At 55.9% G+C, this 26744-nt stretch carries 20 protein-coding genes; 13 read left to right on the forward strand and 7 right to left on the reverse strand.

Features of this window, described 5'->3' with window-relative positions; translation table 11 throughout:
- Window positions 1–52: 52 nt before the first annotated feature.
- The 4 genes from AB1L30_RS11760 (at window position 53) to AB1L30_RS11775 (ending at window position 5540) form a co-directional block, all read left to right on the forward strand.
- The gene (locus AB1L30_RS11760; RefSeq protein ID WP_367013618.1) at window positions 53–3217 is read left to right on the forward strand and encodes a DUF6797 domain-containing protein; all 3165 of its coding nucleotides are present in this window, start codon (window positions 53–55) and stop codon (window positions 3215–3217) included.
- A complete protein-coding gene (locus tag AB1L30_RS11765) occupies window positions 3163–3531 on the forward strand; it encodes a fumarylacetoacetate hydrolase family protein (RefSeq protein ID WP_367013619.1) in 369 nt (122 codons plus the stop codon). Before AB1L30_RS11760 ends, AB1L30_RS11765 begins: the two co-directional genes overlap by 55 nt.
- A 157-nt stretch (window positions 3532–3688) precedes the next feature.
- Window positions 3689–4639 carry a hypothetical protein gene (locus tag AB1L30_RS11770; protein ID WP_367013620.1) on the forward strand — a complete coding sequence of 317 codons (951 nt, stop codon included), beginning with the start codon at window positions 3689–3691 and terminating at the stop codon, window positions 4637–4639.
- A 124-nt stretch (window positions 4640–4763) separates the two neighbouring features.
- On the forward strand, window positions 4764–5540 hold the full coding sequence (locus tag AB1L30_RS11775) for a class I SAM-dependent methyltransferase (RefSeq protein WP_367013621.1): 777 nt from the start codon (window positions 4764–4766) through the stop codon (window positions 5538–5540).
- Between the two features lie 275 nt (window positions 5541–5815).
- Here the strand turns inward: AB1L30_RS11775 and AB1L30_RS11780 are convergent, their stop codons facing one another.
- From AB1L30_RS11780 to AB1L30_RS11790, 3 genes are read right to left on the reverse strand one after another with little or no spacing between them, the layout of a single operon-like run.
- Complete coding sequence (locus AB1L30_RS11780; RefSeq protein WP_367013622.1) at window positions 5816–6193, reverse strand: DUF983 domain-containing protein; 378 nt, start codon at window positions 6191–6193, stop codon at window positions 5816–5818.
- 35 nt (window positions 6194–6228) lie between these two features.
- Window positions 6229–6414 (reverse strand): hypothetical protein, encoded by a 186-nt coding sequence (locus AB1L30_RS11785; RefSeq protein WP_345092803.1) that lies wholly within the window; start codon window positions 6412–6414, stop codon window positions 6229–6231.
- Window positions 6411–8186, reverse strand: a complete 1776-nt coding sequence (locus tag AB1L30_RS11790) for an NADPH-dependent assimilatory sulfite reductase hemoprotein subunit (protein WP_367013623.1) — start codon at window positions 8184–8186, stop codon at window positions 6411–6413. Before AB1L30_RS11790 ends, AB1L30_RS11785 begins: the two co-directional genes overlap by 4 nt.
- Before the next feature lie 193 nt (window positions 8187–8379).
- Here AB1L30_RS11790 and AB1L30_RS11795 point away from each other — a divergent pair, with 193 nt between their 5' ends.
- On the forward strand, window positions 8380–9735 hold the full coding sequence (locus AB1L30_RS11795; RefSeq protein ID WP_367013624.1) for a PLP-dependent aminotransferase family protein: 1356 nt from the start codon (window positions 8380–8382) through the stop codon (window positions 9733–9735).
- Window positions 9736–9750: 15 nt separating this feature from the next.
- Here AB1L30_RS11795 and AB1L30_RS11800 read toward each other — a convergent pair whose 3' ends face one another.
- From AB1L30_RS11800 to AB1L30_RS11815, 4 genes are all read right to left on the reverse strand, one after another.
- Complete coding sequence (locus AB1L30_RS11800) at window positions 9751–12945, reverse strand: efflux RND transporter permease subunit (protein ID WP_367013625.1); 3195 nt, start codon at window positions 12943–12945, stop codon at window positions 9751–9753.
- On the reverse strand, window positions 12942–14255 hold the full coding sequence (locus AB1L30_RS11805) for an HlyD family efflux transporter periplasmic adaptor subunit (protein WP_367013626.1): 1314 nt from the start codon (window positions 14253–14255) through the stop codon (window positions 12942–12944). Before AB1L30_RS11805 ends, AB1L30_RS11800 begins: the two co-directional genes overlap by 4 nt.
- Window positions 14256–14598: 343 nt before the next feature.
- Window positions 14599–17523 carry a serine/threonine-protein kinase gene (locus AB1L30_RS11810; protein ID WP_367013627.1) on the reverse strand — a complete coding sequence of 975 codons (2925 nt, stop codon included), beginning with the start codon at window positions 17521–17523 and terminating at the stop codon, window positions 14599–14601.
- A 40-nt stretch (window positions 17524–17563) separates the two neighbouring features.
- Window positions 17564–18193: a sigma-70 family RNA polymerase sigma factor gene (locus tag AB1L30_RS11815; RefSeq protein WP_367013628.1), complete on the reverse strand. Its 630-nt coding sequence runs from the start codon at window positions 18191–18193 to the stop codon at window positions 17564–17566.
- 191 nt (window positions 18194–18384) lie between these two features.
- Here AB1L30_RS11815 and AB1L30_RS11820 point away from each other — a divergent pair, with 191 nt between their 5' ends.
- The 8 genes from AB1L30_RS11820 (at window position 18385) to AB1L30_RS11855 (ending at window position 26694) form a co-directional block, all read left to right on the forward strand.
- Window positions 18385–19620 (forward strand): MFS transporter, encoded by a 1236-nt coding sequence (locus AB1L30_RS11820; RefSeq protein WP_367013629.1) that lies wholly within the window; start codon window positions 18385–18387, stop codon window positions 19618–19620.
- A gap of 597 nt (window positions 19621–20217) precedes the next feature.
- Entirely contained in the window at window positions 20218–21162 is a 945-nt protein-coding gene (locus AB1L30_RS11825; RefSeq protein ID WP_367013630.1) for a DUF1559 domain-containing protein, read from the forward strand.
- A 37-nt stretch (window positions 21163–21199) separates the two neighbouring features.
- Window positions 21200–21691: a carboxypeptidase regulatory-like domain-containing protein gene (locus AB1L30_RS11830; RefSeq protein WP_367013631.1), complete on the forward strand. Its 492-nt coding sequence runs from the start codon at window positions 21200–21202 to the stop codon at window positions 21689–21691.
- A gap of 28 nt (window positions 21692–21719) precedes the next feature.
- Window positions 21720–22877 carry a PepSY-associated TM helix domain-containing protein gene (locus tag AB1L30_RS11835; RefSeq protein WP_367013632.1) on the forward strand — a complete coding sequence of 386 codons (1158 nt, stop codon included), beginning with the start codon at window positions 21720–21722 and terminating at the stop codon, window positions 22875–22877.
- 47 nt (window positions 22878–22924) lie between these two features.
- A complete protein-coding gene (locus AB1L30_RS11840) occupies window positions 22925–24085 on the forward strand; it encodes an ABC transporter substrate-binding protein (RefSeq protein ID WP_367013633.1) in 1161 nt (386 codons plus the stop codon).
- Entirely contained in the window at window positions 24078–25142 is a 1065-nt protein-coding gene (locus AB1L30_RS11845; RefSeq protein WP_367013634.1) for an iron ABC transporter permease, read from the forward strand. The genes AB1L30_RS11840 and AB1L30_RS11845 overlap by 8 nt, the downstream gene beginning before the upstream one ends.
- On the forward strand, window positions 25139–25909 hold the full coding sequence (locus AB1L30_RS11850) for an ABC transporter ATP-binding protein (RefSeq protein WP_367013635.1): 771 nt from the start codon (window positions 25139–25141) through the stop codon (window positions 25907–25909). Before AB1L30_RS11845 ends, AB1L30_RS11850 begins: the two co-directional genes overlap by 4 nt.
- Window positions 25910–25947: 38 nt before the next feature.
- A complete protein-coding gene (locus AB1L30_RS11855) occupies window positions 25948–26694 on the forward strand; it encodes a class I SAM-dependent methyltransferase (RefSeq protein WP_367013636.1) in 747 nt (248 codons plus the stop codon).
- The last annotated feature ends 50 nt before the right edge of the window (window positions 26695–26744 follow it).

The raw sequence follows: 26744 nt of genomic DNA on the forward strand, positions 1-26744 counted from the left end.
GCGTTTGTTCACCCGCCTTCATTGCCCCATCACATTGCCAAAGCTGAAGCTTATGTCTGCTGCTCGTCGTCGATCGCTCTATCGCATGGTACTGCTGATTACCCTCGTAGCCATTGGCGTCCCGCTGTCACTGGCAGAGGATTCCGCTGCGCCATCACCCTCGTCGGACGAGTATTGTGAGCCGATCGGACCAGTGGTCGTTGGAATGCCGATTCCGGAAAAATTTGACGAGAAGTTGGTCGCATCGGTCGTCGCATCGGCTGAATTTCAGGGCAGCGTCGATCAGGGGGTTCATACGTTCCGATCGGCGAAGTTCGCTTGCGTGTCGTGTCACGAAATCGGCGGCTCTGGCGGCAAGATCGGCCCGAACCTGAGCGATGTTGGCAAACGACTGACCACACAGCAAATTGTCGAAGCGGTCTTCTGGCCTGATCGCACCGTGCATGCAGACTTTCAGACTTGGCTCGTTCAAATAAGTGACGGCCAGGTGCTGAAGGGTTACAAGCGGGAGGCGGAGCCTGGCGAGATCATGTTGTTCGATCCTGCCACGCAAGTGACACACAACTTGCCGGAGGACGATATTGAAGACCAGCGTGCCACGGGCACATTGATGCCGGTCGGTTTGGCCAACAGTATGAGTGACAGCGAGCGCCGCGACTTGATCTATTTTCTTTCGGGGCTTGGCAAGAACGAACAGTGGCTTGCTCGCTACCAGAACTTCGACCAGCCGACCGAGTTCGTTTACGAGCGAGCTCCGCTCGATCGGGACGCGTGGAGCTTGTGGCAAGAGCCGGTGAATCGCGATCGTATCTATGACTTCTATCGGAAAGAAGCGGAACACTTCCGCGTTCAGGCGAACGTTCCGCATTTGTTGCCAGCGTACCCAGGCCTCGATGGCGGGAACCAAGGACATTGGGGGAATCAGAAGGAAGCGACCTGGCGTGATGGTCGCTGGAGCGAGCAGGATAAGACGCCCGTGCTTGCGGGCGTGACGCACCTGCCCGATGGAACCGTTAAAAAAGGAATTTGTCTGCAGCTTGGCGATCAGGGAGAGCTATCGACCTGTTTCAATCCCGAAACGCTGAAGTACGAAGCGATCTGGCGTGGTGGCTTCGTCAAGTTTTCGGCCGTGCGACATGGTTTCATGGACGGCCTGCGTCCCGATGGCGAGCTTCAGACTCTCCCCAAGCAAGAGTCCCCCAGCCAGCCGTTTGAATACCATGGCTATTACCGCGTTGGTCCGCGAGTCGTGTTCGCTTATCGCATCGGCGATACCGAGTACCTCGATTCACCGTGGGTGGATGCGAACGGGGAGTTTCAACGCGATCTGAAAGTTCCTAACGAACATCCGCTGGCCAAGGCGACCCAAAACCCGCCCACACAGTGGCCCGATCAACTGGTAACCGAAGGAGAACTTGGTGAGGGAGATGCCGCGTATGTCGTCGATACGATCAAGTTGCCCTTCGAGAACCCTTACGGCTCTTTAATGTTTGTCAGTGGCCACGATTTCCTGGCCGATGGGACAGCGGTGCTCTCGACAATGACGGGGGACGTGTGGCTTGTTTCGGGATTGGACAGCACGCTAAAGGAAGTCCGGTGGAAACGGTTTGCTGCCGGTTTGCATCAGCCGCTGGGAGTCGTTGTCTGGAAAGATCACATTTACGTGCTCGGCCGTGATCAAATTACCCGTCTGGTCGATTTGAATGGAGATCAGGAAGCCGATTTCTACGAGTGCTTCTCGAATGTATTCGCGACGTCTCCTGGCGGACATGATTACACCTGCGGATTGACGCGCGACGACGAAGGCAACTTCTATACCGCATCCGGCAAGCAGGGCGTGATTCGCATTTCGGCCGACGGAAAGAAAGTCGATGTGCTGGCAACCGGATTTCGTAATCCGGACGGAATCGGTTTGTGCGACGATGGCAAGCTGACGGTCCCGTGTAGTGAAGGGGACTGGACGCCAGCGTCGATGATTTGTCTGGTCGATCCATCGTTGCCGGTGCCAGCTCATTTTGGCTATCCGGGGCCTCGCTACGGACAGCCGCCTGCGTTGCCCCTCGCTTACCTTCCACGCGGACTCGATAACAGTTCCGGCGGACAGACAATGGTGAACGACGCACGTTTCGGCCCACTCAACGGGCAGATTATTCACACATCATTCGGAGCAGGTGCTTATTTTCAAGTGCTTCGAGATGAAGTGAACGGCCAGGCCCAAGGAGCCGTGGTGCCCCTGCCAGGGAACTTCCGTTCCGGGGCTCATCGTGCCAAGGTGAATCCTGCGGATGGACAGCTTTACGTCAGTGGGATGGCGGGTTGGGGAAGCTATACACCTGACGATGGTTGTTTTCATCGCGTGCGATACACAGGCAAGCCAATGCAAACGCTGGTGGGTTTTCACGTGCATGAAAATGGCGTGATGCTCGAGTTCTCGCAGCGTATTAACGGCGAACACATCGGTCATCTGGCGCGACAGTTCGCTCAGGTCTGGAACTATCGCTATGGTCCTGGCTATGGATCGCCGGAACTAGCACCTGGTCACCCAGGTGTGGTCGGTCACGAATCGCTGCGAATCACGGCAGTTCATTGGATCGATAACAAGACACTCTTTGTCGAAATGCCGGAACTGCAACCAGTCAATCAATTGCATTTGGTGCTCGAAGTCGACAGGGGGCCGCTGCAAGAGCTATTCATCACGGTGCACCAGTTGGATGCTCCGTTTACGGACATCGCCGGCTATCGACCAACCGGAAAAGTGATCGCCGCGCATCCGATGGCTTCCGACCTGGCGTTGCTGGGGGACAAGCCGACGAATCCTTGGCTTGAAAAACCAGAGGGAGGCAAGCTGCAGGAACTGGCGATCGCCGCAGGGCCGAACTTGACATTCTCGACCAAAACTCTGAAGGCCAAGGCCGGCGAACCGATCAAGCTGACCTTTTCCAATCCTGACGTCGTGCCGCACAACTGGGTGTTGTTGAAGCCCGGAACGTTGGAAACGGTGGGGGACCTGGCGAATAAGTTTGTCGCGAATCCGTCGGCCGTTTTGAAGCAGTATGTTCCTGAGTCGCCAGACGTTCTGACGTATACCGACATTGTTCCGCCGACGAAAGAGTTCTTTATTTACTTCCAAGCACCAACCGAACCTGGTCGATATCCGTACCTTTGCACGTTCCCGGGGCACTGGATGGTGATGAACGGGGAGCTGATCGTCGAATAGCCTCCAACCCACTGGGCCCTTTCATGGCAACGACTGACGAAATTGCCGACGTTGCCAACCTGCGGATGTCACTGGACGTAAATGGCGAGCGGATGCAGACCGGCAATACCAAGACGATGATCTTCAAGCCGGCGTTCCTCATTCACTACCTCTCGCAGTTCATGACATTGGAAGCGGGAGACCTTATTTCGACCGGAACACCACCTGGTGTAGGCCTAGGAATGAAGCCGCCACGTTACGTGAAAATCGAAGACGAAGTGACTCTTTCGATCGATGGCCTGGGAACGCAGAAACAAACCTGCATCGGCGACTAGCAAGTTGCTCTCAACAGAGTGAATGTGAGCGGCTGATGGGTATTTGCTGGTAAGCGGCTTGTTGCATTCCAAGAGAGATCGATTATTGGGCGAGTCGAACGACATGTTAGAATAGACGGTAAGCTCTCGATCCTCATTCTTTTGCGAGATATGGCAAATGATTTCCTTCGACTACCTTCCTCAGGGAATCAATGGGATGGCCAACGCTCATCACGCCGGGACGATGGCTGGGCATCTCGGGGCAGCGGTCCTTGCAGGGTATTTCTTTGGCGAAGATCAGAACGAGCTTCCAGACGCAGTCTATCAGGGTGTCAGCCAAGAGCTTGATCGCGTGATCGCTGGCGAAGAAGCGATCTGGTTTAATGCCAAGCAGAAAGGACTAACGCCAACGGAACTCTTTCGGAAACTTCCCGCGGAAGAACCTCAGCCAGAGCAAATTCCATCAATCGCCAAAGCGTTGGAAAGCAACGTCGGGCAGACCCGCCAGTCGGGGCACAACATCATCTTCGCTTCGATCGCGATCCGCGCCTTTCACGATCATCCCGACTTGGCGACCCCATCCGCGATAAACGGTACCCGCAAATTGATTACAGGGTTTGATAATGCGCACGCAGGTCGAGGCTATTATGGACGCGAAAAAGGATGGCTGATTGGGAATCAGGTTAAGTTGCCAGAACCCTCTGAGGTGCCAGCGTATCGCACTATTCCCGACATGGTGAATGCCACCATCACGGAGTTGATTGAGACGGCTTCGATAAGACGCCAGGGCTTTGGCGGTCTGTGGCATTTGATCAACCATGCCGCGGCGATAACGGAACTCGATCGATTCGGTTACAAGGCGTTGGCACTGAAGGCGCTTCCGGCGCATCATCATCACCTGCGATTGTTACGTTCGCTTCCTGATTTGAAGCAGGAACTTGGCATCGTTGTCAAAGCGGACTACGATCCGCGAAAGCCTGCTTTTTGGGACGGGATGCTGAAACGAGACGAGGCTCGTCTTACCCATCGCATCAAGACCCTTTATGGTTTCTACACCTTGCGGCGGCATATCGAAAGTGACACGACGCGGCAAGAAGCGGAAGACGCACTGTTATATCTGATGGCATAGTTCGATTCAGTGACTGCCCAAGGTTGGGGCGGCATTTTGACGCTAGGGATATCGCCCTGGGGGATTCCATCTGCAATGATTAAGTGCGGTTCGTCGCTAAGAACTTCCTTTTAACGGAAACGCCATGGCTCCCCACGATCTTCGGTCAACTGAGCGGTTCTCCAGTCGTGTCGATAACTACGTTCGCTTTCGGCCCGGGTATCCGCAGGAAGTGCTCTCCGTTCTTGAACAGGAGATTGGCTTTGGTACCGATTGGATCGTCGCGGATGTCGGTTCAGGCACCGGAATCTCGGCCGGTCTATTTCTGAAGCACGGAAACGTGGTAATTGGAGTCGAACCCAATCTCGAGATGCGGTCTGCGGCGGAACAATTGCTGGAAGGGTTCTCGCGTTTTCAGAGTGTCACTGGGACTGCGGATAACACCACGCTTGGAAACCAAAGTGTCGACCTGATTGTCGTGGCCCAGGCCTTCCATTGGTTTGACCCGTTGAACGCCCGGACAGAGTTCTTACGGATCGTGAAACCGAACGGATGGGTGAGCTTGTTGTGGAATCTTCCGCGGCATTACGCCAGTCCGTTTCTCCAAGATTACCAGCAACTGCTGATCGAGTACGGAATCGACTACCTGAAGGTCCGCGCGCTGACAAGCCAGGAGTCCACCATTGAAGCACTCTATGGCGGCACCGAATTCAGAAAGTTCGTCCTCCAAAACGAACAGCAGTTTGATCTGGAATCGCTGCGAGGCAGGCTACTCTCCTCTTCGTATGCTCCAACCGAAGACCATGCCAACTATGAGCCAATGCTCGAGAAGCTTGAGCGGATCTTCGAACAGCATGAAAGCGATGGGGTTGTCCGGTTTGAGTACGATACCGAGATCTTCCTGGGGCAACTGAGTGCTTAAGGATAGTTGCCACGCATCTCCCACGGGTGAATACGTACTCCCCAGCCTCCTATCCTGCTTCTGGGCAATCCATTAGTTGCTCTCTTGATACCTTTTGGGGGCCTGGTTCTGGACCGGGGGGTAATTGTGAGAGAAGTCGTGATTCTCATATTCTCGCCATTCAGGCATCTCGCCAATTCACGGATTGAACGGTGGCACCCCAGTAAATGATCTCCGTGCTGGAGTGAGGTGACACTCAGCCCACGTTGCTTACCGTGGGGAGACGTTTCCTGTTGTTAAGAGCTAGGCTTGCGTGACTCATTCCTTACCCGCGGATCTAAGAATTCATCCAGGCCCAACCAAAAGCTACGAGCCCACGGAAAGAACAGCACCGGAAAGCCAATTGCGAAGATCGCTCCGCTGGCAAGTGTCCATTGATGGCTGATCACCTGCGTGAAGTACAACAGCGGCATTGCGATCGCCGTGACAACCGTGGCGATTCCACAGTTGAAATAAATCGAGCCAAGGAAGAAACCGGATTCGCGTTCGACTTCGATTCCGCACTCAGGACAATGCTGCGGCATCGTAAACCAACCTCGCCGCATGCTTCCCCGGCCACAGCAAGGGCAGTGCAGATTTAGCGAACGCCAGAAGATCAACAGGAATCGCGACAATCGATTGTCCTTCGAACGGAGCCATTGGCTCAGTTTCAAGCCGACTTTTTGTTTCCGTGCTGATCATAGCGGATGAAAGCGAAATAAAGGAAGTAGGCCAGCAGCGCGGGGAAACCCACCAGAAACATGGCGGTCACCCAATAGACGCCAGCCGCCAGAACGCCTCCGATCAGCAGCCACACGTACCAGGTATCTTTCCAAAGGCCAACGATGGGGTTCATAACGATCCTTTCGCGGAAAGGGCTGTGGTGAAATCTTCCGACTCACGACTTTGATGGCAGAGCGATAACAATGATTCGCCTCCTAGGCGGTGGCAGAAGTCTCCGAGGGTTTCGTCATTAAGACGATGGTTGCGAAACGCGATGAATAGACTGGTTAGTTCCGCAACGATATCTTCACTGGTAACCATGTCTTTCAGCAGGAACGCCAGCCGATCGCCACGAAGCGTTCCCCCGACAAAGAGCGTATAACGATCGACCGCTTTACCCACGAGCGCCACATCGGCGGCATAGGGCCGAGCACATCCATTCGGACAGCCCGTCATGCGGACGGTGAATTGGCTGCGATCGAGCTCCAGCGACTGCAGGACTGCTTCCAGTTGGTCCATTACGAAAGGAAGTCGCCTTTCGGCCTCGGTCACCGCCAAACCGCAGGTCGGCAGCGCTACGCAAGCCAACGAGTGCCGCCGGACAAGGCTGGTCTCTTCGGTCGATCGGACCTGGCTCCCTTTCAAGATCGAATCGAATTGTTCGCGCTTGTCCGCTGGGATGTTGCAGAAGATGAGACTTTGGTTGGCCGACAGACGAATTTCTTCCTGATGAAACTCGGCCAGCTGTCGTAAGGCATTTTTGAGGTGAACCGTCTTGCCGTCGCTGACTCGGCCGTTCTCGATGTTGAGTCCATACGACCACAAGCCATCCTCTTGCGACTGCCAACCCATATGGTCATCGGTCTGACGAATTACCACCTCGCGTGGGGATTCCAGCGAATAGCCGAGCACGTCTTCCACGGCCGCACGAAACTTGGGAAGGCCCCAATTCGCGATCAAGTACTTCATGCGAGCCACCTTCCGATCGCTCCGATTGCCATGGTCGCGCTGGACAATCAAAACAGCTTTGGCCACATCGATCGCTTGCTTCGGCAGACAGAACGCCATCGGCTGGGCTAAGGCCGGGAAGGTCGCTGAGTTACTCGGCGTGGTACCCATGCCACCACCAACGACGACGTTGTAACCAACGACTTCGTTTTGCTGAACGATCGCAATGAAGCCCAGGTCCTGGGTATACACATCGACACAGTTGTCGTCCGGGCTGATCACCGCACACTTGAACTTGCGTGGCAAATACGTTGGCCCATAAAGCGGTTCGGTCGTATCGCTCATTTCACGAGTCGCCGAATGTTCTTCGACCAGGTGCCGCTCGCCGGTCTTATCGTCCAGCACCCAAAGTTCGCGATAAGTCGTCGTGCGTGGTGCTAGCTCTTCGGCGAGGTCTTTCGTGAGCTGCTCGATCGCCTGGTGAACGGGCGAGTTCTTCTTCGCCGGGCAACACATCACGTTGCGATTAACATCACCACACGCTGCGAACGTCGACAACCCGAGCGAGTTGATCGTGGCGATGGTCTGGCGAAGATCTTGCTTCACGATCCCATGCAACTGGATAGTTTGCCGCGTCGTGATCTTCATCGTCGAATTGCCGAGCAGATCGCATAGGTCGAGATGGGCCAGAAACTGCCGGGATGTGAGCCGGCCGCCAGGGATGCGGCAGCGGACCATCATCGAAAACGCCTTGTCTTTCCCTTGCTGCCGCAACGAAACCCGGGCATCGCGGTCATCTTGCTGGTAAGTCCCGTGGAACTTCAGGAGCTGGAGATTGTCTTTCCCGAATGTGGCGGCATCGGACGAGAGATCATCGCGGATCGTACCGGCCAAAAACTGGCTTTCGGCCTTGATCTGCTCGACGCGATTCGGCTTGGAACGGCTAGTGGATGACATAATCGGGCTCGATAAGCGTGAAAACGTGGGTCGATATGGGAAGCTTATCGGTCCCATGGTTGAACGGACAACGGTCTCGGCTGAGAATGATGGCAATGCCCGGTTTCGGCCTGTTTAGCCGGTCAATGAACCATTCAATCATGCAGTCAATTCTTCCGCGAAGCGTTGCCACTGCGCCCACGGAATTCGACAGATGCGGCGAACGGACTGGGTTCCTCGAATCGATGCCCCTAATCTCCCGCTGTTCGAGGCGATTGCCAAGTCAATTGCCGACGACATCGCGGCGGGCAAACTGCTGCCTGGCGATCATCTGCCGACCCAAAGGCAACTTGCCAAGAAGCTTGATCTGGACGTAACAACGATCGCCCGCGGCTATTCGACGGCGGCCAGCCGGGGGCATATTGAATCACGGGTCGGAGCAGGCACCTTCGTTCGCGGAGCGGCGATCTCGAGCGAAACGATTCCGGTTCGAGCCGACGTGGCCGATCGAACCATGAATCAGCCCCCCGACGTCGAGCCTGACCTGGTCGAGAGCATGAAACGCTCGGCCGCGGAAGCCATGCACGCATTTCCTCAGGTCTTGCGTTATCAGCCAGAAGGGGGCGACGTCCGAGACAAAGGGGCGGCGATTCACTGGCTTTCGCGGCGCGGGATCGCGGTCGAAAGCCATACGCTCCACATCACCACCGGTGCTCATGCCGCGTTGACAGCGGTGCTTTCGGCTGAGTTGGCGGAGGGAGGTGCCATTGCCAGCGAGCAAGTCACCTACCCAGGCCTGTTTGGAATCGCACGGCTGCTGCGCTGCCCCATCCATGGGATTCCCGCAGATCGTGATGGGATCTTGCCTGAGGCATTGGCGGAAGCGATCCCCAAGAAGAATATCCGCGTCCTCTATCTCAATCCGACATTGCACAATCCGACGACGGAAACTATGCCGCTTAATCGACGGCTCGAAATCATCGAGGTCGCTCGTAGATTTGGCATTCCGATCGTCGAAGACGATGCCTACGGCTTCCTTCCCATTAAGCCCCCTCCGGCGATGGTAATGCTGGCGCCAGACTGCACCTATTATGTCGGTGGCCTCGCGAAGTGCCTCGGGCCAGGGCTGCGGATCGCCTATTTATTGGTGCCGCAGCAAACCGATCGGATCGAGGTGACGGAGCGACTTCGCGCGGTATCGGTGATGGCCTCACCGATTACCACCGCGATTGCAACGCATTGGATTGAAAGCGGCTTGGCCGACAAGATTGTGGTCGGAGTTCGTCACGAGACCAAGCAGCGGATTCAACTCCTCAAGCAAACAATTCCAGGTCGATTTCGTAAGACGAACGACTTCTGTTTTCATGCCTGGGTTGAAACACCGCGTCGAGTGCCAGTGAAGGCATTAGTCGACATGTTGCGGGGATATCGTATTGGTGCTGTTCCAGCCAACGAGTTCTGTACGGAAGAAGTGGCCCCGCCTGCCTTTCGATTCTGCGTGGGAGGGCCAGTATCGTTTGCCACCCTCCAGCAGGCAATGGAATCGATTCGCCCTTACTACGAATCGTAACAAGGCGAACCGCGATTAATGCGATCCACCGGCTGTGAAGGGGCCGATGGTCATCTCGTAAATACGAACATAGATCGCGTAGAAGACCGGTACCATGTACAGCACCAGCAAGGTGCTAACCATCAAACCGCAAGCAATACTGGTCGCCATCGGGATCAACATCTGAGCTTGTCGAGACGTTTCAAACATCAACGGCATCAGGCCGCCGACTGTCGTCACCGATGTCAGCAGCACTGGTCGAAGTCGCCGGGTGCCCGCTTCTTCCAATGCCTGGCCAAGGGGAATACCTTCCTTCACGCGATGATTGATGAAATCGACCAGCACGATGGAATCGTTCACGACGATCCCGCATAGTCCGACTAGCCCGAGCAGACTGAACAGTTCCAACGGACGACCCAGGTACCAATGTCCCAGTACTGCCCCGATCAAGGCGAAAGGGATGATCGCCATGATTAAAAGTGGCTGGAAATACGATTTAAATTCAATGGCCAGCAGCACCAAGATGGCGAGCAGTGCCACAATGAAACCGGTGAGCAGGCTGCTGACCGATTCCTGCGTTTGCTCTTGCTGGCCTTCCCACCGAACGCTGACGTTGGGGAACTGCTCTTTCAAGATCGGAACGAAGTCGGTTTGCAGCGACTGGACGACCTCGAACGCGTTGGCTTGTCCTTCGTCGACATCGGCCGAGATCGTGACGGTACGCTTCTGCTCCATTCGGTTGATCTCGGAATAGCCGCGCACGATCTCGACGTCGGCAATTTCCGAGAGTGGGCGTTCGACACCATCATCGGTGCGGACCCACACATCGCGGAAGTTCGCGAGGTTTTGGCGGTCGCTCAATGGATAGCGAACCATGATCTTCACTTCGTGTCGCCCACGCTGGATACGCATCACTTCCGCGCCGTAGTAGGCATTGCGAAGGGTATTCGCGAGATCAGACGAGGTGACCCCCAGCGGCATAGCGTCTTCTTTGACGCGAACGCGGTACTCCCATTTGCCCGGGATCGCGTCGTCAGCAACGTCGAACACGCCTGGGAAGCGTTCGAGTTGTTGCTTGCACAGTTCCACCGCGCCGCTCAGTTCTTCGGCATGAGCGCTACTGGCCATCAGTTTGAACTGGATTGGCGTTCCGCCAGGACCGCTGAACATGGTGTCGAATGTCAGGCTGTCGACGCCCGGAATTTCACCCACTTCGTCACGCCACAGGGAAAGGATCTCAGCGCTGGACAACGGGCGTTCTTGGCTGCTGACCAGTTCAACTTCGACGCTTCCTTTGTGGCTTGCTCCGCTGGTCGAACTGCCAGATCCCGGAGGCCCGAGCGAAACTTGCGATCCAACAACTCGGCAGTAGGTTTGTGCCAATGGAGTTCCTTCTGCAGCGAAGCGTTCATTCAGCGTCTCGAACGCTTCGGTAATGCGTCGTGTCCACCGATCGGTCTCGCCGACGGGGGTGCCGTCTGGAAATGTGACCGAGCAGACGAGATTCTTACTATCGATTTTCCCCAAAAAAACAAACGGAACGATCCCAGCCCGGATCAGTCCACCCGATACAACGAGTAGTCCAATGATCATGGCCATGGAGATCGACTTGTTGGCCAGTACTAACCGGAGCGTCGGCAAATAGAAGTATTGGATGAAAGTATCGAGTACTCTCGACGTCAACCGATTAAGCCAACCAATTACGTGCACGACCCAAATGAATGGGTAGAAGATGACACGCATTGCCCGGAAGACAAGACTGTCGTGGTGGCTCATGTGGCATGGCAAAATCATGAAGGCCTCGAGCATCGAGACGATCAACATTGCAAGCAAGGCAACCGGCATCACACTGAGCATCTTGCCCATCTGCCCTGTGACAAACAGCAAGGGAACGAATGCGGCAACTGTGGTCAGCACGGCGGTCATCACGGAAGGAACGACTTCGGAAGTTCCATCAAACGCCGCCTGCCACGGTGTCTTGCCCATTTGCTGATGGGCATGGATGTTTTCGCAAACCACGATGGCATCGTCGACCACGATACCGAGCGCCATGATGAAGGCGAACATCGAGAGCATATTGAGCGTCTGGCCGGAGAAATACAGGTAGGCCCCGGTTACGAAAACGCAAAACGGAATTCCGATCGCTACCCAGAATGCGGCACGAAGGTCGAGAAACAATGCCAGCAGAAAGGCAACCAATGCCAGCCCTTGTAGACCGTTCACGATCAAGAGTTGCACACGTTCGCGAACGTCGACGGATTGGTCACTCCAGGTCACCAGGTGATAGCCATCCGGCAAGTCGGCCGTTTCGACATATTGGTAGACTTCATCCACCACAGCCAGCAGGTCGTCGGTCTTATTGCGAATGACCGACAGCGCCAGACCTGGCTCACCATTGATTTCGCAAATGGCGGCCGTATCGGTGAATTCATCGCGAACAATTCCAATTTCACCGATTGTCAATACAGTTCCGCTATTGCCTGACAGAAGCGGAAGCTCGGCGATCTCTTCGCCGTAAAGCTTGCGACTATGGCCCCGCAGCAGAATCTCTTGCGAATCATCACGAATGGTGCCGCCGGGAAGCTCATAGTTCTCTTTCGCGACGATCGAGGCGACCTTGGAAAGGGAGAGCCCATACGATCGGAGGCGTTCTTCTGGGATCTCAATATCAATCTGGTAGTCCTTTGCCCCGGAAATGTCGATGTCCGCGACGCCAGGCAGCCCAAGCAATTCTTCACGAACTTGCTCGGCGACTTCGCGCAGCTTCAGGGCCGCGTCGACACTGGTGGGCGGGGGACCAAGCAGGCCCACGCGAATCGCCGTTTCTTGGCGAGCCTGACGACGAACTTCGGCATCTTCTGCCATCTCGGGAAAGCTCGAGATTCGATCAACCTCTGAGCGGATTTCGTTCAGCACGCGGTCCGGATCAGAGACGTTCGACATCAATTCGATCGAGACTGAGGCATTTCCTTCGGTCGCCGTAGAGGTAATCTTCCGAATGCCGGTGACCGAACGCACCGCTTCTTCGATCTTCTGACAAATCCCTTGCTCGACTTCGTCAGGCGTGGCTCCTGGGTAAGAAACGGTCACCATCACGGTTTCCATTTCGAAGTCAGGGAACAGTTCACGATTGAGTTGGCTAGTGAAGTAGAAACCACCAACGATCGCCGCAATCATCAAGATGTTCATTGCGGGCTGATTGCGCATCGCCCAATCCACCAAGGTTTTCATGGGCGTGCCTCGACAATTTCAACGGAGCTATCTTCCACAGGGGCAATCAAAGGCGAAGTCACCACCTGGTCGCCGGCAATCGGACCTGTCCGGTCCAGGTAGACAATGGCGTCGTTCTCGTCGGCATACGCCACACTAACGGGCAGTTCCTTCAACTTTTGATCGCGGACTACCCAGACGACCCCATTGGGACGTACCGCCGACTCGGGCAAACGAAGCAGCGGAATGTTGGGACTCGCATGAACGATCACTTTGACGAACATGCCGCTCATCAGCATCGGCGAAATTGTCAGCGGACGTTTCGCGATGACGACCGGTTCGGCATCCCCGTTGACCGTGACACGGCACGGTATCAACCGGGTTATCTCGCTGAGTTTACCGCCATCGAAGAATTGAAGCGTCGCAGGCCATTCGAAGCGGGCCGACTCGGTTTCATAGACCACCGTCGCCGGTGTCTCGGGAAAGCGGTACGAAGATAGCAGTGGGGTTTGAGCCGAAGTGGTTGACGAAGACTGCCACAGCCATTCCATCTCGTTCATACGAATGCTGCAACGCACTTCCATTTGGCTGAAGTCCTGGATCACCGCCACTACTTCTCCGCGGTTCACGTAACTATCTTGGACGACCGGGTCTTGCGTAATGACGCCATTAATCGGGGCACGGATCTCGGTACGAGAAAGGTCGAGCCGGGCTTGTTCGATTGCCAGCGAGGCCAACTTCGAGGCGTTCTCAAGGCGTGCCTTCTGGGCGAGCAAGAGCTCGAGAGAGTCGCGTTTCGACTGTAGTTCAGTCTTGGCCGCGTGTTCGTTTAGACGGGCTGTATCGAGCTGCGATTTCGAAACGGCTCCGTTGGTTTGAATGGATTCGTAGCGACGAATCTCGCGACTTTTGATCTCGACATTCTCTTCCGCCAGGGCGATCTGTCCCTGGGCGGCGGCGGCTTGAACCTTAAGTTCCTGCAGGTTGGCCTGGGCCTGGTTATATTCCTGCTCGAGTTGTTGAACCTTCAGCTTATAGTCGGTGTCGGCAATGCGAAGGAGAAGCTCGCCTTGCTTGATGACCTGCCCGATGCGGCACTTTGGCGAGCGATAGGCGATTCGCCCGTCGACCTCGGCCGGCGTCGAGACTTCCTGAAAAGGAACCACCACACCGTCCGACTCGAAGTCGATTCCGGTGTGGTGTTCCGCGACGACAGCAGTCTCGACCAGAGGCAAGGTCGGGGCTGTTTCCGTTTTTTCAGTTGGCTTGTCCTTCTGTCCCAATGCGAAGAAGATCGCTGCGCTTCCCCCCAGGATCAGCAGCGAGGTCACCAAACGAACGCCATGTGATAGAAGCTGCCCCCACAGTGAAGGAGAGGTTCGATCTTTGTCTGCAGAGGTTGCCGAAGACAACGTCGAAGACGGCGTTGTTTCTTTTGGGTGTGTGCGATGTGGATACTCTGTTTGCAGTTCAGCAGACACGCTTCGCTCTCTATGTAGAGATGTAACCTGAATCTGGGACTGCTGTTACTTCATCGTGAACGATTGCGGCAACAACGGCCCTACATCTACTAATTAGAGAAATGCGCGAGAGGATCCACAGGGAATTGCTGGCATGCGGAAAAAAAGGTTTCGCTTCCTGTCAGAGGGGAAGCCCCCATGGAAGTAGGGTAAATCAGTCAGCGGAGGTCGGTTCCGGCGTGGCCGGATCGAGCTGCCAGGGATCGTTCCGCATCGCGAACGGTGGAGGGGGCACGTCATGCTGGAGTAGCTTCTGTTGAAGCACTTCGAGTTCGTCTGCGGCCGTTTCGGCCAGCAATTGATTCCCCTGGCGTGTTTGCAGCATCACCAATCCTCGCTGTGCCTTGGCGGCAAGGTTCAGTAGCATGCCCGGCATGTGGCTCTTACTTTCCACTTCACAAATAGCAACACACTGTTCGAGGCATCGCGTCGCTTCGCGGAGATCTTCATGTTTGTAGGCGACGATGGCTTCCAGGTAAAACGATCTCGCAAGGCCGTACTGATACCGTTTGGTAAAGGGGAACTCTTCGGCCAGGCTCACCAGCGTACGATGGCATTGCTTGAGATCTTGATCGATACCATCCAACCGGTTTTGATCTAGTTTCAATTCGGCAATGTGCTGAGAGATCCGCCCCTCGATTTCGCGAGTCTCTGGCTGATCGGCATACTCAGGAGGTAGCGGCGCCAAGAGCTGCCGCGCGGCCTGCAGCAATTCCATCGGCGTTCGTCCCACGTCTTTATCGGCGAACTCGGCTGTATGCGTATAGATCCAGGCCAGTGTTCGGCGATAATCCACTTCGGCAGGGAAGTCGCCAACTAGTTGCTCCAACAGGTGGATCGACTTCTGCGTGTAAGTTGACGACGTCTCACGATCTCCGACAAAGCCTGCCATCTGCCCGAAGTCTTCCCAACTCTGGGCGAGGGCCAATCGGTACTCGCCGGACTGGGGATACTGGTCGACGAGCTTTTCCAGAATCGCGACCGATTCGCTTTGTAGTTTCTGGATCTCTGCAGGATCGGACTTCCCTGGGGAGTTAGAATGGGGAATGATCTGAGAAATGAAACGAGCCCGCGCCATGGCGTTATACGCTTCGGCCAGTTTTAGGTTCGCTTCCGGCAATTCGCGAAGTGCTATGGGGGCACGGATAATCGTTTGACTAGCCTGCTCAAACTGGTTAAACGCCTTGTCAAAGCGGTCGGCCGCCATCGCCAGGGTGCCGAGTTGTTGATAGATCGAGGCGATTTCGATGGGCGGCGGCGTCGGATGCGAGTCGTCCTGAGCAGGGATACGCTGGAGTAGTTCGATGGCCCGCTCGAAGGCCGCTTCCGCGCGGTGTGCCCTCCCGAGCCGCTGCTGAATCTCGCCCACGCGGCGATAGGCGAGGGCAGTGTCGTACTGCCAGTGCGTGCTGTTGCGATTGGTCTCCGCGAAGCGATCGTAGAACGAAAGCAGACTTTCGAGGATCTGCGCATCGTTGTTACTGAGTCGAGGCGTCGGCAGATCGCCCAGTTCGGTCGCGCTCTGCGAATCGGCGAGCGATTGCCCAGGAGGATCAACCCCGATGCGGCGAAACACGGTATCGAAGGCTTCCGATGCAAGGGCAAGGTTGGCCTCGGCCCGGCGGCTTTCTGTTTCGGCTGCCGCTCGGAGATAAGATTCTCGCACATACCCAAAGAACGCCGCGAAACAGCTGGCAACGATCAGCAACATTGTTACCGCGGCCAGCGAGGCAATCGCTGGATTGCGACGACACCAGCGTCGGCCATGTTCCCAGGCACTTGTCGGTCGCGCCTTGATCGGTATATCGTCCAGATATCGCTGCAGGTCTTCTTCCAGTTCGTGGGCGCTGGCGTAACGATGTCGTGGGTCAGGCGAGATCGCCTTCAGCACGATCGTTTGCAGGTCGTCGGGGATCTGAGGATTGATAGAACGGGGCGTTGGCGGCGCAGAGTATGTCTTTTGCTTCAGCAGTACGCTGCATTGGTCTGAACGGGCAAACGCGGGGCGCAGTGTCAACAGTTCGTACAGCGTCAGGCCAAGACCATAGATATCGGTTTGCGTCGTCGCGCGGCCTTCGAGTTGTTCAGGAGCCATATAACGCAGCGTACCTACCACATCACCGGCGTTGGTCAGATCGGCTTCATCAAGCAATTTCGCGAGCCCGAAGTCCATCAGCCAGGCGTGCCCCCGGTTATCAAGCATTAAGTTCCCGGGTTTGATGTCGCGATGTAGCACGCCCTGTTGGTGTGCATAGTGTAGTGCGTTTGCGGCCTGAACGCCGATTCCGGCGACGCTGCGCCAATAATCTTTCCCCGGCCGGAGCGACCGAGTGGAAGGCTCTTCCGCTTTTTCTTCATCGAGATCGACCGGTATCGTAGCGGGACTGGCGTCCAGCGGGGTTACCGCCATGCTGGGCGTTGAAAACGCTGGATCGAATTGACCATGCTGTAATGCCTTGGCGATCGCAGCACCCAGGGGATCTTGCACGTCGGTGGTGGAGTCCGAACGGTGGGCGAGGGCAGGTTGTTGGTCATCTCGCTGATGCTGAATGGTCATCTCCGCGAGAATTCGATCAAGGCCGCGGCCAGCGATGAACTGCATGGCATAGTAATGCCGGTTTTCCCACTGACCCACGCCAAACACGGCCACGATGTTGGGATGCTGGAGCCGCGCGGCAGCCTGGGCTTCACGGCGGAAGCGGCGAACGGCCTGGGGGGAGCTTGAGAAGTGATCGATCAGCACCTTGATTGCTACGGTGCGCCCGAGCGACTCTTGACGAGCCTGATACACGATGCCCATCCCGCCCCGTCCGATGGTTCGAAGCACGTGGAAATCGCCGATGGTTTCGGGGGGAGTCTCTGGAACGATCGCAGCAGGCTCCAGGAAGGAGTCATCGGGGTGGGACTTAAGATCTTCCAGGGCAGCCAAGGTTCCGAACAACGCTCGGATCGTTTCGGCATGTTCCGGGTTCGCTTCCACATACTCGCTGATCGAAGGGTTCTCGCCCCGGCGCAATCGCGCGACGAACTCTTCCCCTAAGAGTTCCACCGGATTTCGCTGTTCGTCCGAGTCTTCCATGGGCAGGTGATATACGAATGGCAATGTAGTGGATGGAGACCTAAGCGTCGGGCAGCCACGATGCGCTTGACAGCAATTTATTCAATCGCTGGAGTGCACGGATATAGCGGTTGCTGGCCGCCGTCTTACTGATGTTCAATTCGACCGCGACTTCCGAGTTCGACAACTCGTCGAAGTGCCGCAAGGCGATGACCTCGCGATCGAGCGGATCCATATTCTCAAGCGTCGAGCGCAGTCGCTGGCGGAATTCCTGCTTCGCGACATCGCGACTGGGGCTCATCATGCCAGCGGCAAGAAACTGCGAGAGCGATTCCGGGTTTGCGTAGGAAGGGGAATTATTACTGAGCGATACTTCGAGCTTGGCATCCCGTTTCTGGACGCCCAGGTGATGGCGATGGGCGGCGATGATCTGCTGACGCGCCAGCAAACGGAGCCATAATTTCGGTGGCAGGTTACGTTGCTCGAGGAACGCCGGTAATTGCCGGGCTGCTTCGAGGTAAGTCTCTTGCAGAATGTCGGAAGGATCGACGCGACCTGCCACGCGGGAATCGAGCCGAATGTCGATCATGCGGCGAAGCCGTTCGCGATGCTCAGCAAACAACGACGCCAGACCGTCATTCCCCGCTTGGAGAGGCTGAAACTCGGACTCGTGTTGGGGATCGTTCGTCATGACTTCATTATACGCCGCAGCACAAACAACGGGGACAAACGCGAATCGTCTCACTTTTAGGCCGTTCGTGAGACAGTTGAGATGGTCCGCGCGTACATTCAGGATGCTTTGCAAACCTAGTCAACTTAGGTACGATCGCGAAGATTGAACGTCGAACTAGCTTCGTAGCGTGACCCTCTGAGATTAAACCGTTGATTTTCCGTTTCTGTTTGTACGGCTTCCTGAAAAATCAACGGTACTTTGCGCCGTTCTGGATTCTGGCGTTTCTGGAGAAAGATCTCACCTACGCCATGATCGGGCTGCTGATCGGGTTCCGTGAGATTAGTGTGGCAGTGCTCGAGATTCCCACCGGAGCCATCGCCGACTCGGTCGGGCGACGCGGGGCGATGATTCTGTCGCATGTTGCGTATGTCGTTGCGTTTGTCATGTTTGGCCTGGCGTCGTCCGTTGCGATCTTGTTTGTCGCGATGTTTGCTTTCGCGATAGGCGAGGCATTTCGTACCGGAACCCACAAAGCAATTATCTTTGCCTGGCTGAAAAGCCAAGGACGCGAACGGGAAAAGACCCACATCTATGGGATCACACGCAGTTGGTCTCAGATGGGATCGGCCTTGTCCGTCGTATTGGCGGCTGCTCTGGTCTTTTGGCTGGAAGAGTACACGGTGATCTTCTGGATCAGTGCGGTTCCCGCAGCTTTAAATATCTTGAACTTCCTCAGCTATCCCAAGTCGCTCGACTTCTCAGGTGATAAGAAGCCGCAGCGAGAGAACGCGATGCGCATGCTTTGGAAGGCGACCTTACAATGTTTTACTTCGCCGAAACTTCGCCGACCGATTACCGAATCGATGGGGTTCGAGGGAATTTACGGGGCCAGTAAGGACTACCTTCAACCTCTGATTCAATCCGCAGCTTTGGCGTTGCCGCTGCTGGTGACGTGGGAAGCGACCCAGCGAACGGCCCTATTGATCGCTGCGATCTACGCGGTGCTGTACCTGCTGGGAAGCTTTGCCTCGCGATACGCAGGGCCTTTCTCGTTGCGGTTTGAAAACGAACAAAACGCTGCCATGTCGCTCTGGTTGGCTTACGCGGCAACGTTCGGCATTTTGCTGTTGGGGACTGTCACCAGTTGGACAGGACTGGCCATCTTTAGCTTTGTCGTTTTGGCGATCATGCAAAACCTGTGGCGTCCTATTCTGATCAGTCGTGTCGCGGACGAAGCCAACGACGATGCCATGGCAACCGTGCTGAGCGTCGAGTCGCAGGCAAAGTCGATCGGTATTGCCATCATCGCCCCAGTCCTGGGAATTGCCGTCGACCAGATGCCACCAGACTATCGCTTCGCCCCGATCGCGCTGCTGGGAATCGCAATCGCTGTGGGGGCACTCGTCTCGAATGCGACGCGACGTCGCACGGTCACCACAGAATAATTCTTCACAATTCCAAACGAATTCTCGCATGGCGATCTGTCTCTTGAAACGACACGCCTGTCGTTGGAAACGACTTCCAACATGATAGAGCGAACATCGGACGTTTACCTGACCAGAGGGGGCATTGCCGTCTACATGTAAATCGTCCGCACTATGGCCTGGAATTGGGGGTAATGACGGGGCATCCCCTTGCTGCCTACGAAAGCGAGATGCAGTGACGAACGTTGATCGATCTTGCTGAAGTCTGCCTTGTGGTCAGCCAGATTGGGTTTTCAATTGTCGGCACGACTTGCGAGAATGGCGAACTTTGATAGCATTACGACCTGACTAATGAGAATTAGTATCACTGCTCGAGAGACGAAATAGCCGTCAGTTGGGACTCTTTCACTTTCCCAGCGATTAGCCAAAACGCCGTCTCGATTGTGCCTTGAACTATGGTTCGTGGCCGTCTTGTTGCGGAAGTAGGTCAGCCTGACCCCCAGCCATTCTGCGACGCGATAAGAGAGCCCTATCCTGTTTCGTCCGTCGTTTCCAGAAGTCGCGAAACCCATCGGCGAAGCTGTGGACATGTATCGCCTTTCCGAAAGAATCAAAATTATGAGTCGCCGTGGATTTACCCTCGTCGAACTGCTCGTCGTGATTGCCATCATTGGCGTGCTGATCTCGTTGCTGCTGCCTGCCGTTCAACAGGCCCGTGAAGCGGCGCGTCGTGCCCAGTGCACCAATAACTTGAAGCAGTTGGGACTGGCCGTCCATAACTATCACGATACCCATAATTCGCTTCCGTTCCCCGACCTTGGGATCACCTTCGAGTCCGGGAACAAGTGGGTCAATAGCTGGGGCCTGGCACTGCTGCCAATGCTGGAGCAAGGTGCGGCTTGGGATCAGTTCGATCCGACGGCAACCAACGGTGTTTCGGATCAGGCAAATCAAGATATTGTCACCGTTCAGCTTGGCGCCTTCGTTTGTCCAACGACCCCACGCAGCGGACTGATTCAGGGCATCATCGAACAAGAAGACGACGCATCGTCGTTCAACACCAGCATGGCGGCCGCCCCCGGCGACTACTTCATTGCACGTAGTTTCCGTGACGACACAATGACGCCGCGAGAAGTGGTGGGGGCATTCTTCGACGGAAGTTATACCCGTCCGGTCCGGTTCAATGCCTCGACCGACGGTCTGTCGAACACGATGTTCTTCTTTGAACGTGCCAACTTCCCGAACGTCGTAATCCGCGGCAAACAGAAGAAGGATCCGGCGGACTACTCGTATGCCTCGGTGGTCGATACAAACTTTCAAGGATGGTGGGCTTCGACCCAACACGACCGAGTCCGAAGCTGGACGTTCGACGGGAAGCAGTACTACGGACCATGCGTGGTCAATTGCACCAACGACTGGGGTGGAGCTTTCTCGTACCATCCAGGCGGAATGAACGCGTCGGTTGGCGACGGCTCGGTGCGTTTTGTACCGGAAACGGTTGACAAGGGAGCCTTCCGGGCGTTCGTTGGTCGTGACGATGGCCTCGTCCTGAACGGCTTGTAATCGCCAATCATTTTCCAAGACAGAAAGGGCAAGTGAGATGGCCAACAACCTGCTCCGGCTGTGCCTGTTAATAGGCATGCTGACAACGTTTGGCTGCACGCAAAGCAAGCCGTACGACGCCATCGCGACGCATCCGGTAACCGGCACGGTGCACATCAACGGTGTGCCTGCTCAAGGGGCACTCGTACGCTTCTGGCCGCAGACAGTACAGCCGGGCGTCAAGTATCCGATCTCACCGGTCGGTAAGGTCGATGCCAGTGGGACCTATCAGTTGACCTCTTACGAAGGTCCTGATGGGGCGCCGCTCGGTGAATATGTCGTGACGATCACCTGGCCAGACCCAGACTGGCGACCGCCAGGCGGTGGCATGCCTCCACCTCCACCAGATCGCCTTCTCGGAAAGTTCGGCGATTCTAAGAAACCTGTTCTGAAGTTCACGGTTGTGGATGGTCAGAATAATGTCGATCCGATCGTTTTGGACAACGCCAAGATCTTAGAAGGCTCGAAGCTTCCATCCGCTTCTAACTGAAGCGGACTAGAGGCGACTTGAATCGCATATGGGTAAACGCTGGCGTGCCTATTGGTTCACCGTACACCGCTGGCTGGGGCTGACAGTCGGGCTGTTGTTTGCGCTATTGGGACTGACAGGCAGTTTTCTGGTGTTTCATCATGCGATCGACGCCTGGATCGAGCCCGACCTGCTTCGTGTGGAACGATCAGGTGAGCCGCGGCCCTTGGCCGAAGTCTTCGATGTCGCGCGATCCGTGGGCCAACAGGACGGAAGAGTCCTGAAATTCGCTGACGCCCCCCGTGAAGAGGATCGCGTGTGGACGGTTTGGTTTCAATCCGACGCCGTCCCGGGATCGCCATTTCATCACGTCTACGTCGATCCCTATACCGCCGAAGTAACCGGTCAACGCGTGCGAGGAACGTACCTCGTCACCTGGCTCTATTTACTTCACATCCAACTTCTCGCCGGGCATAACGGCGAGATTGTCGTCGGGCTGACGGGCATCGTGCTGTTGGTCTCGATTGTCTCGGGACTGTACTTATGGTGGCCGCTGTGGAAGCATAGCTGGCGATCGGCATTTGCAATCCGCTCTGGCTCGCGGCTGATGTTCGATCTGCATAAGACTCCGGGGATTGTGAGTGTGCCATTTCTTTTGGTGATTGCGTTCACGGGCGTCTATATGGTTTTCCCTGGTTGGTTTACGCCAGTTGGCAAGTTGTTTTCAACCAAAGAACCGAAACCCGAAGTGAAACTCAAGTCAGAACCAGGTAGCAACCCCGTGCCGATCACGGTTGATCAAGCGGTCGAGATCGGATTGGCGGCACTGCCTGAGAGCCAATTGAACAGGATTCACTTTCCGACGAAGCCTGACGGCGTGTTTATGATTCGCGCCCGACAACCGGGCGATATCCGACAATGGATGGGAAGTAGCCGCGCGTGGGTCGAGCAGTACTCCGGAGAGGTGCTTTCGGTCCGCGATATTCGCGAGCAAGATGCCGTCGATACGTTCTTCGCCTGGCAATTCCCGCTGCACAATGGAGAAGCGTTTGGCTTGGTGGGGCGTTGGTGCGTCTTCGTCGTCGGCTTTCTGCCTGCTATGCTTTATGTAACGGGATTTTGTTTGTGGTGGCGAAAAGGAAGAGCTCGTCGCAAGCAACAACGAAACCGCGTGAAGCGGTCCACGGACTCTACAACTGCCGAATAATTCTCTCGTCAGGCACCTTCTTTAAAAGCATGGTTAGCTGATACTCGATGGCGTTTCGAAAATTCGTTCTGGTTCTGCTTCTAATCTCCGCGTTCGAAAATGGCGGCTGCTCGCCGCAGCAGAAAAGTCAGTCCGAGCATCCCAAGACGAATTCGCTGGCGGTGACCGATCTGGCGGGACGCGAAGTTATTATCCCGCAGCCTGTCGAACGTATTGTCTTGATGAGAAGTCTTTGCCTTTACGAACTGGCGACGGTCCTCGGGGATGAAACCGGTTCTCGCCTAGTCGGCTGGGATAGTTCGCTGAAGACAGGGGATCGCGATGCTTACGATAAGTTCGTCGAACGTTTCCCAGAATTAGCCCAAGTCACCGAATTGGGAGACGTGTTAAAGGACGCCGTCAGTGCCGAGGCGGTCCTGGGATTGAAGCCCGACCTGGTGATTATGAACACCTATATGAGGCAACGGAAATCGATAGGAGTTGAACGACTGGAAGCGGCAGGCGTGCCGATTCTGTACCTGGAGTTCGACGATCCATTCCGCGATCCACAGCGAAGCATTCGCCTGCTGGGGAAGGTCCTCGGTCGGCAGCAGAGAGCGGACGAGGCGGCCGACTGGGTCGATGCCCAATTGGATGAGGTGCTCGGTCACGAGTTTCCAGAGGACAAGCCGTCGATCTACATGGAAGCAGGTACCTACGGCGCGAGCCAGTACGGCAATACGTTTGGAAGAACGCAACAGGGAGCCGTTTCCAACTGGGCAAGTGTTCTGGATCAACTGCCGTGTCGCAACGTCGCCGACGGTGCGGTCAGCGGGATGTATGGACTAGGAGTGATTCGGCCTGAGTATTTGCTGACCAGCGATCCTGAAATCGTGGTGGTGACCGGCGCACATTGGACTTCGTTCCCCGATAGCTTGCGTTTGGGATATCTGGCAGAAGAGAAGCCTGCCCAAGCCGCCCTGCAAGCGTACAGCAACCGAGAAGGTTGGTCCGAACTGAATGCGGTGAAGCACAGAAAGGTTTACGGGCTCCATACCCGCTTCGGCAGTCATATCACTAGCTTCGCCGCAGCCCAGCAGTTGGCGAAATGGATCGATCCCGAGAAGTTCGCTCACTTAAATCCGCTGGACTCACTGCGGGAGTTTCACGAGGAGTTCCTTCCAATTGAATTCAGTGGAACCTGGATTGTGCAGAGCAACGATGAGTAACGCCACGAATCGCTCACCATCACGCAATGCCATCGCGTATCGATCTCTTTCGCGGCAGCGACTGGGAATCTTAGCAATCGCGATCGGCTTGCTGTTGGCGGCGGTCGGGCTCGATCTGGTAACGGGCCCTGCGAATCTAAGTTGGGGCGATCTCCTAACCGCCGTGTTCAGTCCGACGAACTCGGATCCAGCCCATCGCACAATTGTTTGGTCGTTCCGCCTACCTTCTGCCTTGATGGCGATCGTTGTCGGGGCTTCGCTCGGAATCGCAGGGGCCCAGATGCAGACGATTCTCAACAATCCGCTGGCCAGCCCATTTACATTAGGGGTTTCCGCTTCCGCCAGTTTCGGTGCGGCACTTGTGCTCGTGTTTGGCAGTGCGATTACCTGGTTGCCAGTCGCCTGGTTGGTTCCGATCAGTGCGTTCGCGTTTGCGCTGTCGAGCGCTATGCTGATTTACTCGTTAGGTCAGATGCGCGGTGGAGCAACCGAGTCTATCATCGTTGGCGGAGTTGCCTTGCACTTCCTGTTCAGTGCCGGCGTGGCCTTCCTGCAGTTCATCGCGGCGGACGATGCTCTGCATGCCATCGTCTTTTGGATCTTTGGAACCTTGGAAGGGGCAACCTGGCAGAACACGGCCATTGTTGCGTCCGTATTGGTCATCGCGATGGTGTGGCTTTTGCGCGATGCCTGGCAACTCACATCGCTGCGACTGGGTGACCATCATGCTCGAAGCCTCGGGATCGATGTTGGTCGCATCCGTTTACGGACGTTGATTGTCGCGTCCATCGTGACCGCGACCGCTGTCTGTTTCACTGGAGCGATCGGGTTTGTCGGACTGGTCGCTCCGCATCTGGCGCGAACCGTGGTGGGGGAAGATCAACGATACTTCATACCGTTGTCGACACTAATCGGAGCAATCGTGGTCAGCCTGGCGGCCGTGGTCAGCAAGGTGCTGGTGCCAGGAACCGTCTTTCCAATTGGGATTGTTACGGCGGCGCTTGGTGCCCCTTTTCTGGCGGCAATTGCCTTGCGTTCGAGGAGGACTTACTGGTGATCCTCACCGCAAAGCGATTGTCTTTTCACTATGGTGCGATGCGTGTGCTTCACGAGGTCGATCTCACGATTGAACCTGGCATCACAGCGATTGTCGGACCGAACGCGGCTGGCAAGTCCACGCTGATGAAGTGCCTGGGCGGCATACTCAAGGGTGACGGCAAGATATGTCTCGACGGAGAAGACATCGCACAGTGGCCGACGATGCAAACCGCTCAGCGGATCGGCTACCTGCCGCAAGACTTCGCACCGCAAGCCCTTCTGAGTGTTTTCGAAACCATCTTGTTGGGACGACTGAACACCCTTGGCTGGCAAGTGTCGGACGACGACATCGCTCGCGTCGAGGCGATGCTTAGCGAGATGCAGCTCGAAGAACTCGGCCAGCGGCGGCTCGATCAATTGAGCGGCGGTCAGGCCCAACTCGTCGCGATTGCTCAAGCATTGGTCCGAGAACCTGAAGTGCTGCTACTCGACGAGCCGACTTCCAACCTAGATCTTCGGCGACAATTCGAAGTCTTGTCGTTCGTGCGAGATTGGACGAAGCGAAAGGAGGCCGCTTCGGTGGTGGCGATTCACGACTTGAATCTGGCGGCCCGATTTGCGGACCGCATCGTAGTGATGTCAGACGGAAGGATTCATAGTCATGGAGTTCCGGCGACAGTCTTGACTCGTGAAACAATCGCCGCGGTCTATTCGGTCGAGGCCCATATCGTCGTGGAAGATGGCGAAACGTATATTCATGTCACCGGCACGCTTCCCGCGCCGTAACATTTCCCCAATCGACTTCCGGCAGAGAAGAATCTCTCATGCAAGCAGACGAACTCAAGCAGATCTTTCGCGAAGGTTGGACGAACTCGAGCGTGGTCCAGCATCGCGTCGAACGATTCATCGAAGGGGAATTTGGTTTTGAACCCTCCTTCCAGGCCTGGCAGTCGATCTTGAAGCACGCGATCGGCGACTGCAACGTGGCCTCGGCAGTCGATATGGGAACCGGTCCTGGCACGATCGCTCAGTTTTGGGCGGCGATGGGAATTGAAACCACTGGTGTCGACTTCTCAGCAACAATGCTTGCGGCAGCGCAGGAGGTTGCCAAGAAGAAGGGCCTGGTGATTAACTTCGTGGAAGGAGATGCGGAGCAACCACCGCTGGAAGAGGGATCGTTCGATCTGCTCTCCAGCCGCGCGGTTCTTTTCACGTTGCCTCATCCTGGCTATGCGGTTGCTCGTTGGGTTCGACTGCTGCGGCCTGGCGGGCTGATGGTGTTAATTGGTGAGATCCCTCCGGACGATCCGGCCAAGCAAAAGCGAGCATTCCGACCCGCCCAAGGCTGGAAGCCAGACGACACCTATCGAGAAGCGATGAGCCAACTTCCGTTTCGCGAGCATACCGACCAGATGCTGCGCGTGGTGATGGAGGCAGCAGGGCTTATTGAGATTAAGAATCTACAGATGGAGGAGGTGATCTCGGCCCGCGAAGCCCACGATAGGTTAGACCCGGAATATGGTGTTTTGCAGGGAAATCCCTATGTTTTGGTAGGACGTCGACCCGATTAGACTTCCTAAATTCGACGAACTGTCCATTCACAACTGAATCCCCTTATTGA

It is taken from the genome of Bremerella sp. JC817 (assembly GCF_040718835.1).
Taxonomy (GTDB): Bacteria; Planctomycetota; Planctomycetia; order Pirellulales; family Pirellulaceae; genus Bremerella.

Coding starts and splice junctions, on each gene's coding strand:
- AB1L30_RS11760 (WP_367013618.1), top strand. CDS start 53: ATGTCTGCTGCTCGTCGTCGATCGCTCTATCGCATGGTACTGCTGATT.
- AB1L30_RS11770 (WP_367013620.1), top strand. CDS start 3,689: ATGATTTCCTTCGACTACCTTCCTCAGGGAATCAATGGGATGGCCAAC.
- AB1L30_RS11775 (WP_367013621.1), top strand. CDS start 4,764: ATGGCTCCCCACGATCTTCGGTCAACTGAGCGGTTCTCCAGTCGTGTC.
- AB1L30_RS11785 (WP_345092803.1), bottom strand. CDS start 6,414: ATGAACCCCATCGTTGGCCTTTGGAAAGATACCTGGTACGTGTGGCTG.
- AB1L30_RS11790 (WP_367013623.1), bottom strand. CDS start 8,186: ATGTCATCCACTAGCCGTTCCAAGCCGAATCGCGTCGAGCAGATCAAG.
- AB1L30_RS11795 (WP_367013624.1), top strand. CDS start 8,380: ATGCGGCGAACGGACTGGGTTCCTCGAATCGATGCCCCTAATCTCCCG.
- AB1L30_RS11800 (WP_367013625.1), bottom strand. CDS start 12,945: ATGAAAACCTTGGTGGATTGGGCGATGCGCAATCAGCCCGCAATGAAC.
- AB1L30_RS11810 (WP_367013627.1), bottom strand. CDS start 17,523: ATGGAAGACTCGGACGAACAGCGAAATCCGGTGGAACTCTTAGGGGAA.
- AB1L30_RS11815 (WP_367013628.1), bottom strand. CDS start 18,193: ATGACGAACGATCCCCAACACGAGTCCGAGTTTCAGCCTCTCCAAGCG.
- AB1L30_RS11825 (WP_367013630.1), top strand. CDS start 20,218: ATGAGTCGCCGTGGATTTACCCTCGTCGAACTGCTCGTCGTGATTGCC.
- AB1L30_RS11830 (WP_367013631.1), top strand. CDS start 21,200: ATGGCCAACAACCTGCTCCGGCTGTGCCTGTTAATAGGCATGCTGACA.
- AB1L30_RS11835 (WP_367013632.1), top strand. CDS start 21,720: ATGGGTAAACGCTGGCGTGCCTATTGGTTCACCGTACACCGCTGGCTG.
- AB1L30_RS11840 (WP_367013633.1), top strand. CDS start 22,925: ATGGCGTTTCGAAAATTCGTTCTGGTTCTGCTTCTAATCTCCGCGTTC.
- AB1L30_RS11845 (WP_367013634.1), top strand. CDS start 24,078: ATGAGTAACGCCACGAATCGCTCACCATCACGCAATGCCATCGCGTAT.
- AB1L30_RS11855 (WP_367013636.1), top strand. CDS start 25,948: ATGCAAGCAGACGAACTCAAGCAGATCTTTCGCGAAGGTTGGACGAAC.